The organism is Streptomyces formicae, from assembly GCF_002556545.1.
In the GTDB taxonomy this organism is placed as follows: Bacteria; Actinomycetota; Actinomycetes; order Streptomycetales; family Streptomycetaceae; genus Streptomyces; species Streptomyces formicae_A.
The window spans coordinates 5,015,171-5,029,623 of record NZ_CP022685.1 but is presented as its reverse complement, the minus strand read 5'-3'; the positions used below and the strand labels follow the sequence as shown (position 1 = coordinate 5,029,623).

The window sequence follows — 14,453 nt, the reverse complement described above, 5'->3', positions numbered from 1 at the left end:
CTCTCACACGTCGACCAGCAGCTCCGTGAGCCCCCGCATCACGAAGTTCGGCCTCCGTACGGGCTCCGCGGCCAGTGTCAGCCGCGGGGCCCTGCGCAGCAACGCCCTGAGGGACGCGGCCAGTTCGATGCGGGCGAGCGGGGCGCCGATGCAGTAGTGGATGCCCGCGCTGAAGGAGATGTGCGGGTTGTCCGCGCGGGTGATGTCGAGCTCGCCGGGGGCCTCGAAGACGGCCGGGTCGTGGTTGGCCGAGCCGAAGAGCAGGGCGACCTCCGCGCCGCGCGGGATCCGCACGCCGCCGACCTCGATGTCCTCCAGGACCCACCGCTCGAAGAGCTGGAGCGGGGTGTCGTAGCGCAGGAGCTCCTCCACGGCGGTGGGCACGAGCCCCGCCGGATCGGCGCGCAGGACGGCGAGTTGGTCCGGGTGGCGGAAGAGCGCGTGCCAGCCGTTGACCGTGGCGTTCACCGTCGCCTCGTGCCCCGCGTTCAGGAGCAGCACGCAGGTGGAGATCATCTCCTGCTCGCTGAGCGAATCGCCGTCCTCGTACGCGGCGATGAGCCCGGAGATCAGGTCGTCGCCGGGACGAGCCCGCCGGGCATCGATCAACTCCTCCAGATACGCCGTGAATGCGAGCGAGGCACGGACGGCGCGGGCCGCCGTCTCCTCGGACGGGTTCAGCTCGTACATGCCGCAGATGTCGGCCGACCAGGGGCGCAGCAGGTGCCTGTCCCCCTCGGGGACGCCCAGCATCTCGGCGATCACCGCGACGGGGAGCGGCTCGGCGATCCGCGCGGCGAGGTCGCCGCCGCCGTCCGCCACGAGGTCGCGGACCAGGCGGTCCGCCAACTCCTCGACGTACCCCCTGAGTCGCTCGACCGTACGCGGCGTGAACGCCTTGGCGACCAGGCGCCGGATGCGGGTGTGCGCGGGGGCTTCCAGGTCGAGCATGCCGTTGTCGTTGAGGACGTGGAACGGTTCGTGCTCGGGGGGCGGGGGCGTGCGGCCGAACTCCTCGTGGGTGAAGCGGTGCAGGTAGGTCCGGCCGAGCCTGCGGTCGCGGAGGAGGGCGGAGACGTCCTTGTGGTGCGGGATCAGCCACTGGTTCGTGGGCGGGTAGTGGTGGACCCGCCCCGTCTCGCGCAGGGCCGCGTACGCGGGGTAGGGGTTGTCCAGGAAGGCGGGTGACCAGGGGGCGAAGGCCGCAGGGGCGGCGGGGGCGGTGTCCATAGGCCGACGCTAGGCGCCGTGGGGGTATTGCGGTATGCGTCTGCGGGTCCGCTGTGGCTGAGCGCGCAGTTCCCCGCGCCCCTGACGGGGCGCCCCGTCAGGGGCGCGGGGAACTGCGCGAGCAACCCCCACCGGCCCGCACCCAAAGAACCACCTGAAGCCCCCAGCACGGCGCCGACGCAGCGGCGGGCTCTTTTAGGGGCGCGGGGAACTGCGCGACCAGCCCCCACCGGCCCGCAGTCGAAGAACCACGCCGGAGCGCCACTCACCCCGGCGTGACCAGCCGCGCCTCATACGCGAAAACCGCCGCCTGCGTCCGATCCCGCAACCCCAGCTTCACCAGGATCCGGCTGACATGCGTCTTGATCGTGGACTCCGCGACCACCAGATGCGAGGCGATCTCCGCGTTGGACAGCCCCTGCGCGATGAGCACGAGGACCTCCGTCTCACGCTCGGTGAGCTCCCCGTACTGCTGCGACTGCACCGCCGCCGACAGCCGCGGCGCCTCCGCCAGCTTGGAGAACTCCGTGATCAGGCGGCGCGTGACGGTGGGCGCGAGGAGGGCCTCACCGGCCGCCACCACCCGTACCCCGTCCGCCAGTTGGCGCGCGGAGGCGTCCTTGAGGAGGAACCCCGAAGCGCCCGCGCGCAGCGCCTGGTACACGTACTCGTCGAGGTCGAACGTGGTCAGGACGAGCACCTTCGGCGTACCGTCCGACGCGCCCGCGACGATCTCGCGGGTCGCCTCGATGCCGTTCAGCTCCGGCATGCGGATGTCCATCAGGACCACGTCGGGAGAGAGCTCGCGCACCCGCCGGACCGCTTCGAGGCCGTTCACCGCCTCGCCGACCACCTCCATGTCGGGCATGGCGTTCAGCAGCACGGAGAAGCCCTCGCGGACCATCATCTGGTCGTCCGCGATCAGGATGCGGATGGTCATGCGTCCTCCCCCGCGGTGTCGACGCGCGGCTCCATGGCGACGGGCAGGAAGACCGTGACCTCGTAGCCGCCCTCCGCCGTCGTCTCCGCCGTCATCTCGCCGTCCAGCATCGTGACCCGCTCCCGCATCCCCGTGATCCCGTGCCCCGCCCCGGGCGACGGCTTCACCAGGCCCTTCGCCGGACCGTTCACGATGCGCAGGCCGAGGCCGCCGAGCACGTACCCCACCTCGACCCTGGCCGAGGCGCCCGGCGCGTGGCGCAGGCTGTTGCTCAGGGCCTCCTGCACGATGCGGTACGCCGAGAGCTCGACGCCCTGCGGGAGCTCCCTGACCGCGCCGGTGATCACCTTGTCGACGGAGAGGCCCGCGTCACGGACGTTGTCGAGCAGCCGGTCGAGGTCGGCGAGGGTGGGCTGCGGGGCGTCGGGCGCCTCGTAGTCCTCGGCCCGTACGACGCCGAGGACCCGGCGCAGCTCGGTGAGCGCGGCCACCGCGTTCTCGCGGATCGTCACGAACGCCTGCTCCAGCTCGGGCGGCGGGTTCTCCACCCGGTAGGGCGCGGCCTCGGCCTGGATGGCGACCACCGACATGTGGTGCGCGACGACGTCGTGCAGCTCACGGGCGATGGTGGTGCGCTCCTCCAGGAGCGTGCGCTTGTCGCGCTCGATGGCGGTGACGGTGCGCTGCACGGTGACCTCGCGCTGCGCCTCGCGGCGCACGTGCACCATCGTGGTGACGAGCAGCCCGAGCGCCGAGAAGAAGAGCATCTGCGGGGTGTCGGAGCCGTAGCCCCCGATGAGCACCTCGAAGCCCGCCCCGAACGCCGCCGTCGCGAGCCACATCCACAGGGCCGTCCGCGGTCCTGTCCGCGCCGACACCACGACCATCACCACGATGTGCGCGAAGAGAGCGCTCGGGGTCCACGGCTGGCCGTCCCAGCTGTTCGCGATCGCTCCCGTGAAGGGGGTGGAGATCAGCGAGATCCAGAAGGCGCCCACCGGCCTGACCAGCGTCATCATCACGGCGGCCGCAGGAACGAGACCGATGAGGAGGTGCGGGGCCCCGTGGAACCCGAGGTCCACCTGGTAGCCGATGAACACGGTGATCAGGGCCGCGGCCGCCACCTGGATGTGCGGCGCCCAGGCCGCGTACCCGCGTATCCGCCGGGGGAGCAGCTTGGCGAGGAGCCCGTCGACCGCGGACTTCCTCGGGGGCAGCAGACGGTAGTCGAAGGCACCGCGGAACAGTGCCTCGCGCATCCCGCCGAAGACCTCGCGCACGAGGTGGAACTCGGGGCTGCCGCCCGGCTTGCCCGGCCTGCCCGCCTGGGTCTGAGTGGTCGTCTCTGTCACGTCTACGACGGTACGGGGCCGCGGGGGACGCGGCGTCCACAGCAAGACGGGTTCTGCCGGGTCCGTCGCAGGTACTACGGGAGCGGCCCTCGCGGCCGCTCCGGCCGCTCCGGCCGGCCCCTCAGAACGCCAGCTGCGCGATCTCCTCCGCCACGACGGCGCACGCGTCGGCCGCCGGGTCGATCAGCGGGAAGTGCCCGACGTCCTCCAGGAGCGTGAGGCCCACGACCTCGCCCGCCCGCGCCGCCGCGTCGGCGTACGCCTCGGCCACCGCCTGCGGGACCACGATGTCGGTACGGCCCTGCACCACGGTCGTGGCGATGCCCGTCGGGAGCAGCAGGGCGGGGTCCGCGTAGCCGACGCGCTCCTCGAACCTGGTGTCGCCGCCCAGGAGCTGGCTCGCGGCGCCGCCGCAGACCCCGAGTTCCCCGGCGACGCGGAAGTCGGCGATCGGCGCGAGCGCGACGACGCCGCGCAGCGCGGCGGGCCGGTCGGTGCGCCAGGGCGCGTCGTCGGGCAGCAGGTGCCTGGCGGCCGCCCAGAGCGCGAGGTGGCCGCCCGCCGAGTGCCCCGTCACGACGGTGCGGCGCGGGTCGGCCGACGGCAGGGCCTCGCGCACGAGCGCGGGCAGCGCGTCGAACGCGGCGGCCACGTCGTCGAAGGTCTCGGGCCAGCGCCCGGCGACCGGCCCGTCCCCGCCCTGCGCGGGGATGGAACTCCCCCTGCGGTACTCGACGTTGGCCACCGCGAAGCCGCGCCGGGCGAGGAAGTCGGCGAACGGCGTGACGTGCTGCCGGTCGTACGGGGCCCGCCAGGCGCCGCCGTGCAGCAGGACCACGAGGGGCACGGACCCGTCGGGTCCCCGGCCGCCGTGCGGCGCGTGGAAGTCGATCACCTGATCGGGGTGGGTGCCGTACGCGGCGGTGGCGTCCGGCTTCACCGCCGGATGCGCGAAGGCGGCTTCGGCCTCGGCGGCGTCGCGGGCCACGGCGGCGTCGTCCGTCATGCGGCAACCTCTCGACTGCAGTGCGGCTAACAGGCGGTCAGCGCCCGTTCCGCCCGGTCGGCCGGGTGCCCCGACCGGCCGGGAGGAAACGGGAGCAAGATCCGCCGGACGCTATCAGTCCAGCGTGCGCGCCAGCACCCGGGCCGCCCGCTCGGCGTCCGCGAACGACACGTACAACGGCGTGAATCCGAAGCGCAGCACGTCCGGCGCGCGGTAGTCGCCGACCACGCCCTGCTCGATCAGCCGCTTCATGACGTCCCCCGCCCCTTCACAGCGCAGCGCGACCTGGCTGCCGCGCTCGGCGTGCGCCCGCGGGGTGACGGGCTCGACCCGTCCCTCGGGTACGTACGCCTCGACGCAGCGCAGGAAGAAGTCGGTCAGGGCGAGGGACTTGGTCCGCACCGCGTCGATCTCGACGCCGTCCCACACGTCGAGCGCGGCCTCCAGGGCGAGCATCGACAGGATGTCGGGCGTGCCCACGCGACCGCGCACCGCACCGGCCGCGGCCTCGAACTCGGGCCGCATGCCGAAGGGTTCGGCGTGCGAGTTCCAGCCGGGCAGCGGCGAGTCGAAACGGTCCTGCACCTCACGGCGTACGTAGAGGTAGGCGGGCGAACCGGGCCCGCCGTTCAGGTACTTGTAGGTGCAGCCCACCGCCAGGTCCACGCCGTGCTCGTCGAGGCCGACGGGCAGCGCGCCCGCCGTGTGGCACAGGTCCCAGACGACGAGCGCGCCCGCCGCGTGGACGGCGGCCGTGAGACCCGGCAGGTCGTGCAGGCGCCCGGTGCGGTAGTCGGCGTGGTTGAGCAGGACGGCGGCGGTGCGCTCGCCGAGGACGCCCGGCACGTCGGCCGGGGCCACCGGGATCAGGCGGCAGCCGGTGAGGCGCGCGGCGGACTGCGCGATGTACCCGTCCGTGGGGAAGGTCGTCGCGTCAACGACGATCTCGTCACGCCCCCCGTCCGGGTGGCCGCCCCCCGACTCGTCCGGGTGGCCGTCCCCCGCCCCTCGGGCGATCCGGACCGCGGCCACCAGCGCCTTGAAGACGTTCACACTCGTCGAGTCGCCGACCACGATCTGACCCCGGCCCGCGCCGACCAGCGGGGCGATGCGGTCGCCGATGCGCTCGGGCGCGGTCCACCAGCCGCTCTCGTCCCAGGAGCGGATGCGCAGGGCGCCCCACTGGCGGGATATGACGTCCGCGACGCGCTCCGGGACGTTCGCCGGGAGGGCGCCCAGGGAGTTGCCGTCCAGGTAGACGGTGTCGTCGAGGACGAACTCGGCGCGCTTGGCGCGGAGTTCGTCCCGGGCGTCCAGCTTCGCCGCTCGCGCCTGGAGGTCCAGTGCGGCCTCAGACATGGCTCCTCGCAGTCCACAGCTCGGGGAAGACGTTCTTGACCGCGCGCTTCTCCAGCCAGGCCACGCCCGCCGAGCCGCCGGTGCCCGTCTTGGAGCCCATCGCGCGGCGGGTGGCGACCAGGTGGTCGTTGCGCCATCGCCAGACCAGTTCGCCGACGTCCGTCAACGTCTCGCCGAGCCGGGCGAGTTCGCCGCTCTCGTCGCCCGAGTAGAGCTCGGTCCAGACGGCCTCGACCGCGTCGGACGGCTCGTACTTCTTGGCGAGGTCGCGCTCCAGGACCTCCCTCGGGACCGCGTACCCGCGCCGCGCGAGGAGCGCGAGCACCTCGTCGTACAGGCTCGGCTCGTGCAGCGCCTTCTCCAGCTCGGCGTGCACGCGGGGCGCGCCCCGGTGCGGGACCAGCATGGACGCGGACTTCTCGCCGAGCAGGAACTCCATGCGGCGGTACATCGCGGACTGGAATCCGGAGCCCTCGCCGAGCGCGCCCCGGTAGGAGTTGAACTGCGCGGGGGTCAGCTGGGCGAGCGGGCGCCAGGAGGCGTTCAGGGCGTCCAGCTCGCGGATGCTGCGCTTGAGCGCGGCGACCGCCACGGGGACGTCGTCGCGGCGCAGGGCGTGCGCCGCGGTCTCCCACTCGTGCACGATCACGGTGAACCACAGCTCCATGACCTGGGTGGTGACCAGGAAGACCATCTCGCCGGGGTCGTCCGAGCGCAGGTGCTGGAGGTGGGTGAGGACGTCCGCCTGGACGTAGTCCTCGTACGGGGTGGTGCCCGCGAAGTCGAGGTTCGGACTCTCGGTCTCGGTCGCCTCGGTGGACGCGTCTCGCGTCTGTGGGGACATCGCTGTCTCCTCGATACGTGCTCCGGGTAGCGGTCCGCCCCTGCCGTTACCGACACGGGGGCCCCGGTCCCCACCGAAATCTTCTGCAACTTTCGCGGAAACGGCAAGGCACGCCCGAGCCGGGACAGCAGTCAACCGGCTACGCGACTTTCAGTCCTGCACGCGGCGCCGCTCCCGGCAGGCCCGCAGGTGCGCGGCGTTGCCGCAGCCGCGCACGGAGTGCCAGACGCCACTGTTGTTGCGCGAGCGGTCGTAGAAGGCGGCGGCGCAGGAGAGGTTGCGACAGACCTTCAGCCGGCGCCAGACTCCGGACGTCTGGGCGAGCAGTCCCTCGGCAAGCACCGCGGAGGCCAGCCAGCGCGCGCCCGCGCCCTCCGGTTCCACGGTCAGCGTGCCGTCGCCCGCGAGCCCGACGACGACGGGCGCGGACGTGAAGCGCACCGCCGCGCCACTGCCCTGGTCGCCCGCGGCGAGCGCGCGCCGCACCTGGTCCCGCAGGCAGCGCAGTTGCGGCAGGTCGTCGTCCGCGAGCACGAGGTGCACGTCGGGCCGCCCGGTCTCCACCGCCCAGCCGCGCACGGCGAGGTCGACCCACTCCTGGGCGCCGTCGAGCGCACCGTCGGCCAGCAGGTCGGGCAGTCCTTCGGCGGCGGGGCGGGCGGCGGGCGCGGTGTTCAGGAGCTCCTGGACGAGGGCGAGGCCGCCGGGCGCGGGGGTCAGACAGTGGCGCTCGGTCGCGGGCCAGTTCATGCCGTTCACGGTACCCCCCTCGACGAAGACATGAGCAATCGGCTTACAGTGCTGTCATAGCCGTACGACGGAACCCCGCAGAACTCCAGGAGACCGCATGGAAGCCACGGAAACCCCCACGTCACGAGCCGCGCGGATCCTCGGGCGCCCCTTCGACATCAACGGCCTCACGGTGCGCAACCGCATCGCGATGGCCCCGATGACGCGTGAGTTCTCGCCGGACGGCGTGCCGGGCGCGGACGTGGCCGAGTACTACGCGCGGCGCGCCGCGGGCGGCGTCGGCCTGATCGTCACCGAGGGCACCTACGTCGACCACGCCTCCGCGGGCTCCAGCCACCGCGTCCCGCACTTCCACGGCGAGGCCCCGCTCGCGGGCTGGCGGCGGGTGGCCGAGGCGGTGCACGCCGCGGGCGGCGCGATCGTCCCGCAGCTGTGGCACGTGGGCGCGACCCGCAACGAGGGCGACGGGCCCTTCACCGACGCACCCCCCGCGGGCCCCTCCGGCCTCGGTCTCGACGGCGAGGCGAAGGGCCACGCGCTGACGTCCGCCGACGTCGACGAGGTCATCGCGGCCTTCGCGCGCGCGGCGGCCGACGCCGAGAGGAACGGCTTCGACGGCGTCGAACTGCACGGCGCGCACGGCTACTTGATCGACCAGTTCTTCTGGGACCGCACCAACCGCCGCACCGACGGCTACGGCGGCGGCCTCGCCTCGCGCACCCGTTTCGCACGCGAGATCGTCGAGGCGGTGCGCGCCGCGGTCTCGCCGACGTTCCCCGTGATCTTCCGGCTATCCCAGTGGAAGGGCGGCGTGTTCGACGCGAAGCTGGCGTCCGACCCGGCCGAACTGGAGTCCCTGCTCGCCCCGTTGGCGGCCGCGGGCGTCGACGCCTTCCACGCCTCCACGCGCCGCTACTGGCTCCCCGAGTTCGACGGCGACGACCTCAACCTCGCGGGCTGGGTCAAGAAGCTCACCGGCAAGGCCACGCTGTCCGTCGGCTCGGTCGGCCTCGACAAGGAGTTCGTGGGCCCCCAGGGCTGGGCCAAGGAGACCAGGTCGACCGGCATCGACCTGCTCCTCGACCGCATGGAGCGGGAGGAGTTCGACGTCATCGCGGTGGGCCGCTCGCTGATCGCGGACCCGGAGTGGGCTGACAAGGCACTCGCCGACCGGCTTTCGGAGGCGACGCCGTACGACGCGGGCATGCTGCGCTCGCTGGTCTGACGTATCAAGCCCGTCCGGCGATTCAAGCCCGTCCGGCGATTGAGGACGAGCCCGAAGGGCGATGGGGGGTCCGGGGCGCAGCCCCGCGACAGGGGCCCCCGGGGTGACACCACCCCGGGGACTCCGCTCACGTCAGCCGAGCGTCTCCGCCGCGGTCTGCGAGGAGTCACGCAGGAAGCCCGCGCAGCGCTCGTACTCCTCCTGCTCGCCGATCGCCTGCGCGGCCCGCGCGAGGCCGTGCAGGGCGCGCAGGAAGCCCCGGTTGGGCTCGTGCTCCCACGGCACGGGACCGTGGCCCTTCCAGCCCGCGCGGCGCAGGGAGTCCAGGCCGCGGTGGTATCCGGTACGGGCGTACGCGTACGACTCGACGACGCGGCCGCCCTCGAACGCCTCGTCGGCGAGCCGGGCCCAGGCGAGCGAGGACGTGGGGTACTTCGCCGCGACGTCGGCGGGGTCGGCGCCGCCCGCGAGCAGCTCGCGCGGCTCCGGGTCGTCGGGCAGGTGGGTCGGGGGCGGTCCCCCGAGCAGATCCTTGTGAATGGCCATGGGCCCAAGTCTGCGGCATGGCGGAACGGCGCGGGCCCCGGGTCACCGACCCGGGGCCCGCACGTGACGTACCGGTGGGACTACTTCAGCTTCGTGCCCGTGGAGCGCAGGTTCGCGCAGGCCTCGGTGACGCGCTTGGCCATGCCCGCCTCGGCGGCCTTGCCCCAGGTGCGCGGGTCGTAGGTCTTCTTGGAGCCGACCTCGCCATCGACCTTCAGGACGCCGTCGTAGTTCTTGAACATGTGGTCGGCGACGGGACGCGTGAAGGCGTACTGCGTGTCCGTGTCGAGGTTCATCTTCACGACGCCGTTCTCCAGGGCGGTCGCGATCTCCTCGGCGGTCGAGCCCGAGCCGCCGTGGAAGACGAAGTCGAACGGCTGCGAGCCCGCGGGCTTGCCGTACTTCGCGCCGACGCCCTCCTGAAGGTCCTTGAGGAGCTCGGGGCGCAGGACGACGTTGCCCGGCTTGTAGACGCCGTGGACGTTGCCGAAGGACGCGGCGAGCAGGTAGCGGCCCTTCTCGCCCAGGCCCAGGGCCTCGGCGGTGCGCAGCGCGTCGTCGACGGTCGTGTACAGCTCGTCGTTGATCTCGTGCGTGACGCCGTCCTCCTCGCCGCCGGTCGGGGTGATCTCGACCTCGAGGATGATCTTCGCGGCGGCGGCCTTCGCGAGCAGCTCCTGGCCGATGGCCAGGTTGTCGGCGAGGGTCTCGGCGGAGCCGTCCCACATGTGCGACTGGAACAGCGGGTTGCGGCCGGCCTTGACGCGCTCGGCGGAGACGTCGAGCAGCGGACGGACGTAGGTGTCCAGCTTGTCCTTGGGGCAGTGGTCGGTGTGCAGCGCGACCGTGATGTCGTACTTCGCGGCGACGATGTGCGCGAACTCGGCGAGGGCCACAGCGCCCGTCACCATGTCCTTGTTGTGCTGGCCACCCAGGAACTCCGCACCACCGGTGGAGATCTGGATGATGCCGTCGCTCTCCGCCTCCGCGAAGCCGCGCAGGGCCGCGTGCAGGGTCTGCGAAGAGGTCACGTTGATCGCCGGGTAGGCGAACTTGCCTGCCTTCGCCCGGTCGAGCATCTCGGCGTAGACCTCGGGGGTTGCGATGGGCATGTGTCCGCTCCTTGTGATGTGCGGGTGTGTGCTTGGCCCTGACCTAAGGGGGGCGACGTCATCGTCGCCCCCATCTTTCCAGACTTGCCGGACAGCTCCGGCCGGTCGGAAGTCCTCAGTCCGTGAGGCCGAGGTCGTCCTTCGAGTACGCGAAGCGGTACGGGACCCCCGCGCTCTCGGTGATCTTCTCGCCCGCGCCGGTCGCGCGGTCCACGATCGTGGCGACGCCGACGACCTCGGCGCCCGCCTCGCGGACGGCCTCGACGGCGGTCAGCGGCGAGCCGCCGGTGGTGGAGGTGTCCTCGACGACCAGGACGCGGCGGCCCTTGATGTCCGGGCCCTCGACGCGGCGCTGCATGCCGTGTGCCTTGGCGGCCTTGCGGACGACGAAGGCGTCCAGGCGCTTGCCGCGGGCGGCGGCCGCGTGCAGCATCGCGCCCGCGACGGGGTCGGCGCCCATCGTCAGGCCGCCCACGGCGTCGAAGTCGAGGTCATCGGTGAGGTCGAGCAGCACCTGCCCGACCAGCGGCGCGGCCTCACCGTCGAGGGTGACCCGGCGGAGGTCCACGTAGTAGTCGGCCTCGAGCCCCGAGGAGAGCGTCACCTTGCCGTGCACGACGGCCTTGTCCTTGATCTGCTGCAGCAGCTCGCCGCGTACGTCACTCATGCCTATGAGCTTAAAGCCGCCGCCAGGTCCACGTGGTCGCCGTCTCCAGCGGCTCGACCGGCGTGACCAGGCGCGGTGCGGTGTTGAGCCCGTTGGGCGGTCCCGTCTGGGGCTCGACGCAGACCGCGGCCTCCTGCTCGTCGTAGACGACGACCCACTGTTCGCGGCTCTTGACGTTCACTTCGAGCTGTCCGGGCCAGGTCAGCGTCACGTCGACGCCGTCGGGCATGCCGAAGCAGTCGTCCCAGGGGCCCGGCGCGGGGTCGACGCGGCGCCCGGTGGGCAGGTGGTCGTCGCCGCGCTCCTCCTGCCAGGCGGGGCTGAAGTCGAGCGTCACGTCCTGGCCGCCGAGGTTCCTGTTGAACCACGGGTGCCAGCCCGCCTGGGCCGGGAACGAGTCGCCGTACGTCTCGATGCCGAGCCGCAGCGTCAACGCGTCCTCGCCGAGTTCCACGATCTGGGTGACACGTCCCGGGTAGGGCCAGGGGTCGGCCAGCTCGTAGGTGAAGACCGCGCGGTCCGCCGAGAGGTGCGCCGGGCGCGCGGTGCGCCACTCGGCGTCGCGGGCGAAGCCGTGGATGGCGTGCGGCGGGGAGTTGAGCGGCATCTGGTGGACGGTGGCGCCGTCCCTGAACCGTCCGTCCGCGATCCGGCCGCACCAGGGCACCATCGGGAAGCAGCCGTACTTCTTCCCCTGCCGCAGCAGCTCGGTGCCGCCGATGCGCAGGCTTCCGATGCGGCAGCCGTTGCCCGGCTGCACGGTCACTTCCGCGTCGCCCGCGGTGAGGGTCACGTCTTCGGTACTCACGGGCCCGACCCTACGGTGTGGCCCCTCAGCGGCGGCGGCGCAGGGCCCGGCCGACCACGATGGCCGAGGCGAGCGCCAGGGCTGCGGCGGGCGCGGCCCAGCGGAGCGTGGCGCTGGTGGAGTACGTCTCGGGGGCGGGCGCGGGCGCGTACCTGCCGCGCGGCGGCGCGTGGTCGACCTCCTCGGCGCTCCGCCCGATCATGGTGCGCCGCGCGTGCGCGGCCTCGACGGGCTGGATCCCGAGGTCCACGGCGTCGGTGTCGCTCTCGATCCCGTCGAGACCGGCGAGCTCGTCGGCGTCCTCGGCCATGCCCGCGGTCACGTCCCCGGCGTCCTCGATGCCGTCGAGGTCGTCCGCCTCTTCGAGGTCGTCGAGGTCGTCGGCGAGCGGGTCCAGGGACGGCGGGGGCACCTCGGTCTCGAAGACGCTGACCGTCGGCGCCGGCGGCTCCGGGTGCGGCTCGGGCTCCGGCACGGAGTCCGGCGGCGCGGCGGCCCCGAGCCCCTCGGCGAACCGTTCGATGAGTTTTCGCACAGCTGATTCCACAGCCTGTGGAGAACTTTCCGTGACCCGCCCGTCCGCCGCGGCCGTCCCGCCGATCACCAGCGTGGTCCCCGCCACCGCGGGCACCAGGCGCACGGTCAGCGCGACCTTCACCGAGCCGCCGCCCCGCACCTCGGTGCCCTCGCCCGCGATCGCGTACGTCCCGTCGGCGCGGCCGTCGATCCGCGCGATCCCCCGGTAGGTGATCGAGTGCCCGCCGACCCGCGCCTTCAGGCGCCCGGAGATCGGCTCGGCCGTCTCCTCCGCGTCGCGCTGAAGCCCGGGAACCGCCCCGGCCACCCGTTCGGGATCGGCCAGGACCTGCCGGAGACGCTCTACGGAAACCGGAACGAACACCTCATGCTCCATGGCAGCCGAGCCTACCCACGCTCTCGCCACCATGTACGTCAGTTCGTCAGTTCGCGTACCGCCGGGTCGTCAGTTCGCGTACCTCGGGTGCACCAGTGTGGACGGCGCGGTCCCCGGCAGCCAGGTCCGCGCGGCCGCCCGCGTCCCCGCCCGCACCACCTCCGAATCGGCCGCCCGCAGCAGCACGGGAGAGCTGCGCGCGGCGAGCACGAACCCCCAGTCGCGCGGCGCCCGCGCGCCCTCCGACGTCCGGTCGGGCCCGGCGGCGAACCCCGACTGGCGGCCGCCCACCCGGTACGGCACGGTCTTCAGGCCCGCCGCGCGCAGCGTCGCCTCCACCGTCCAGAAGACCCGCGCCCTGGTCGAGACGGGGCCCGCGTGCACGGCGATGCGGCCGTCCGCCGCGAGGACGCGGGTGGCCAGGCCGTAGAACTCCTGCGAGTACAGCTTCGTGCTGGCCGTGATGCCCGGGTCGGGCAGGTCGCAGAGCACCACGTCGTACGTCCCGCGCGCGGAGCGCAGCCAGCGGAAGGCGTCGGCGGTCACCACGCGCACCCGCGGGTCGCGGTAGACGTGCGCGTTGAGGTCGCTCAGCTCGGGGTCGCGCCTGGCCAGGTCGACGACGCCCGCGTCGAGCTCGACGACGTCGACGCGGCGCACCCCCGGATGGCGCAGGACCTCGCGGGCCGCGAGCCCGTCGCCGCCGCCGAGGATCAGCACGCGCGCGTGCGGGCCGCGCATCGCCGGGTGCACGAGCCCCTGGTGGTAGCGGTGCTCGTCGCGGCCGCTGATGCGCAGCCGCCCGTCGAGGAAGAGGTCGAGTGAGCCGCGCCCGCCGCCGGTGAGGACGACCTCCTGGACGTCGGTCTGCACCGCGACCCGCACGTCCCCGCCGTACACCGCGCGCCGCGCCGCCCGCTCGAAGTCGTCGACGAGCACGGCGGCCGACGCGAGCACGGACAGGACGAGGACGTTCGCGGCGAGCAGCACCCAGCGGCCGCGCGTGCTCAGGTCGCGCCCGAACAGGCCGAAGACGAGGGCGCCGCCCGCGACCGCGTTGACCGCGCCGGTGAACAGGGCGCCCGTCAGCTGCCCGAGCACCGGGAGCAGCAGGAAGGGGAAGGCGAGGCCGCCCACCAGCGCGCCCACGTAGTCGGCGGCGAACAGGTCGGCGACGGCGCCGCTCGCGTCCTGCCGTCTGACGCGCTGGATGAGCACCATCAGGAGCGGCACCTCGGCGCCGATGAGCACGCCGATGGCGAGGGAGAACGCGACGAACAGGTACCGCGACCCGTGGGCCCACACCTCGCCCCGGTCGCCGGTCCACGCGAACGCCGCGTACAGCGCCATCGCGCTGCACCCGCCGACCAGCGCGAGCGCCGTCTCGACCAGGCCGAACCAGGCGGCGGCGCGGCACCGCAGCCGCTTGGCGAGCAGCGAGCCGATGCCCATGGCGAAGACCATCACGGAGAGCACGACGGACGCCTGGGTGACCGAGTCACCGATCAAGTACGAGGCGAGCGCGACGAGTTCCAGTTCGTAGACGAGTCCGCAGGCAGCGCAGGTGAACACACCCGCCAGAACAAGGAACCGGCCCGCCCCGGGCGAGACGGGCAGACGCACCGACGACTCGATCACCCTGGAACGCTACGTCACCAAACGCTCACATCTAGTCACCCACAAGGGTTCACCTCGCCGCGG

At 73.0% G+C, this 14,453-nt stretch carries 14 protein-coding genes; 1 reads left to right on the top strand and 13 read right to left on the bottom strand.

From position 1 onward, the window contains the following. Positions 1–3: 3 nt before the first annotated feature. The 7 genes from KY5_RS21655 to KY5_RS21625 all read right to left on the bottom strand — a co-directional run bounded on the left by KY5_RS21655 (position 4) and on the right by KY5_RS21625 (position 7,481). Positions 4–1,230 carry a cytochrome P450 gene (locus KY5_RS21655; protein ID WP_098243810.1) on the bottom strand — a complete coding sequence of 409 codons (1,227 nt, stop codon included), beginning with the start codon at positions 1,228–1,230 and terminating at the stop codon, positions 4–6. A gap of 265 nt (positions 1,231–1,495) precedes the next feature. After that, a complete protein-coding gene (locus KY5_RS21650) occupies positions 1,496–2,170 on the bottom strand; it encodes a response regulator (RefSeq protein WP_055553543.1) in 675 nt (224 codons plus the stop codon). Next, positions 2,167–3,522: a sensor histidine kinase gene (locus tag KY5_RS21645; protein ID WP_418952804.1), complete on the bottom strand. Its 1,356-nt coding sequence runs from the start codon at positions 3,520–3,522 to the stop codon at positions 2,167–2,169. Before KY5_RS21645 ends, KY5_RS21650 begins: the two co-directional genes overlap by 4 nt. A gap of 121 nt (positions 3,523–3,643) precedes the next feature. Beyond that, complete coding sequence (locus KY5_RS21640; protein ID WP_098243809.1) at positions 3,644–4,528, bottom strand: alpha/beta hydrolase; 885 nt, start codon at positions 4,526–4,528, stop codon at positions 3,644–3,646. Between the two features lie 114 nt (positions 4,529–4,642). Beyond that, a complete protein-coding gene (gene kynU, locus KY5_RS21635; protein ID WP_098243808.1) occupies positions 4,643–5,887 on the bottom strand; it encodes a kynureninase in 1,245 nt (414 codons plus the stop codon). After that, positions 5,880–6,731, bottom strand: a complete 852-nt coding sequence (locus KY5_RS21630; RefSeq protein ID WP_098243807.1) for a tryptophan 2,3-dioxygenase family protein — start codon at positions 6,729–6,731, stop codon at positions 5,880–5,882. Before KY5_RS21630 ends, kynU begins: the two co-directional genes overlap by 8 nt. 150 nt (positions 6,732–6,881) lie before the next feature. Next, positions 6,882–7,481, bottom strand: coding sequence for a CGNR zinc finger domain-containing protein (locus tag KY5_RS21625; protein WP_098247391.1), 600 nt, complete (start codon positions 7,479–7,481; stop codon positions 6,882–6,884). A gap of 97 nt (positions 7,482–7,578) precedes the next feature. Here KY5_RS21625 and KY5_RS21620 point away from each other — a divergent pair, with 97 nt between their 5' ends. Further along, complete coding sequence (locus KY5_RS21620; RefSeq protein ID WP_098243806.1) at positions 7,579–8,706, top strand: NADH:flavin oxidoreductase; 1,128 nt, start codon at positions 7,579–7,581, stop codon at positions 8,704–8,706. A 132-nt stretch (positions 8,707–8,838) separates the two neighbouring features. On the opposite strand, the gene KY5_RS21615 is transcribed toward KY5_RS21620, so the two are convergent. The 6 genes from KY5_RS21615 to KY5_RS21590 all read right to left on the bottom strand — a co-directional run bounded on the left by KY5_RS21615 (position 8,839) and on the right by KY5_RS21590 (position 14,390). Then, entirely contained in the window at positions 8,839–9,252 is a 414-nt protein-coding gene (locus KY5_RS21615; RefSeq protein WP_098243805.1) for a DUF3151 domain-containing protein, read from the bottom strand. A gap of 80 nt (positions 9,253–9,332) precedes the next feature. Continuing rightward, positions 9,333–10,364 (bottom strand): class II fructose-bisphosphate aldolase, encoded by a 1,032-nt coding sequence (gene fbaA / locus KY5_RS21610; RefSeq protein ID WP_098243804.1) that lies wholly within the window; start codon positions 10,362–10,364, stop codon positions 9,333–9,335. Positions 10,365–10,479: 115 nt separating this feature from the next. Further along, positions 10,480–11,031, bottom strand: coding sequence for an orotate phosphoribosyltransferase (pyrE, locus tag KY5_RS21605; protein ID WP_098243803.1), 552 nt, complete (start codon positions 11,029–11,031; stop codon positions 10,480–10,482). A 10-nt stretch (positions 11,032–11,041) separates the two neighbouring features. Further along, on the bottom strand, positions 11,042–11,839 hold the full coding sequence (locus KY5_RS21600) for an aldose epimerase (protein ID WP_098243802.1): 798 nt from the start codon (positions 11,837–11,839) through the stop codon (positions 11,042–11,044). A gap of 25 nt (positions 11,840–11,864) precedes the next feature. Further along, on the bottom strand, positions 11,865–12,752 hold the full coding sequence (locus KY5_RS21595) for an SRPBCC domain-containing protein (protein WP_199843185.1): 888 nt from the start codon (positions 12,750–12,752) through the stop codon (positions 11,865–11,867). A gap of 69 nt (positions 12,753–12,821) precedes the next feature. After that, positions 12,822–14,390: a polyamine aminopropyltransferase gene (locus tag KY5_RS21590; protein ID WP_098243800.1), complete on the bottom strand. Its 1,569-nt coding sequence runs from the start codon at positions 14,388–14,390 to the stop codon at positions 12,822–12,824. Positions 14,391–14,453: the final 63 nt, after the last annotated feature.

Bases quoted from the DNA above. Each gene is read 5' to 3' on its own strand.
- KY5_RS21640 (WP_098243809.1), bottom strand. From the start codon at position 4,528: ATGACGGACGACGCCGCCGTGGCCCGCGACGCCGCCGAGGCCGAAGCC.
- pyrE (WP_098243803.1), bottom strand. From the start codon at position 11,031: ATGAGTGACGTACGCGGCGAGCTGCTGCAGCAGATCAAGGACAAGGCC.
- KY5_RS21650 (WP_055553543.1), bottom strand. From the start codon at position 2,170: ATGACCATCCGCATCCTGATCGCGGACGACCAGATGATGGTCCGCGAG.
- KY5_RS21630 (WP_098243807.1), bottom strand. From the start codon at position 6,731: ATGTCCCCACAGACGCGAGACGCGTCCACCGAGGCGACCGAGACCGAG.
- fbaA (WP_098243804.1), bottom strand. From the start codon at position 10,364: ATGCCCATCGCAACCCCCGAGGTCTACGCCGAGATGCTCGACCGGGCG.
- KY5_RS21655 (WP_098243810.1), bottom strand. From the start codon at position 1,230: ATGGACACCGCCCCCGCCGCCCCTGCGGCCTTCGCCCCCTGGTCACCC.
- KY5_RS21620 (WP_098243806.1), top strand. From the start codon at position 7,579: ATGGAAGCCACGGAAACCCCCACGTCACGAGCCGCGCGGATCCTCGGG.
- kynU (WP_098243808.1), bottom strand. From the start codon at position 5,887: ATGTCTGAGGCCGCACTGGACCTCCAGGCGCGAGCGGCGAAGCTGGAC.
- KY5_RS21625 (WP_098247391.1), bottom strand. From the start codon at position 7,481: ATGAACTGGCCCGCGACCGAGCGCCACTGTCTGACCCCCGCGCCCGGC.
- KY5_RS21615 (WP_098243805.1), bottom strand. From the start codon at position 9,252: ATGGCCATTCACAAGGATCTGCTCGGGGGACCGCCCCCGACCCACCTG.
- KY5_RS21595 (WP_199843185.1), bottom strand. From the start codon at position 12,752: ATGGAGCATGAGGTGTTCGTTCCGGTTTCCGTAGAGCGTCTCCGGCAG.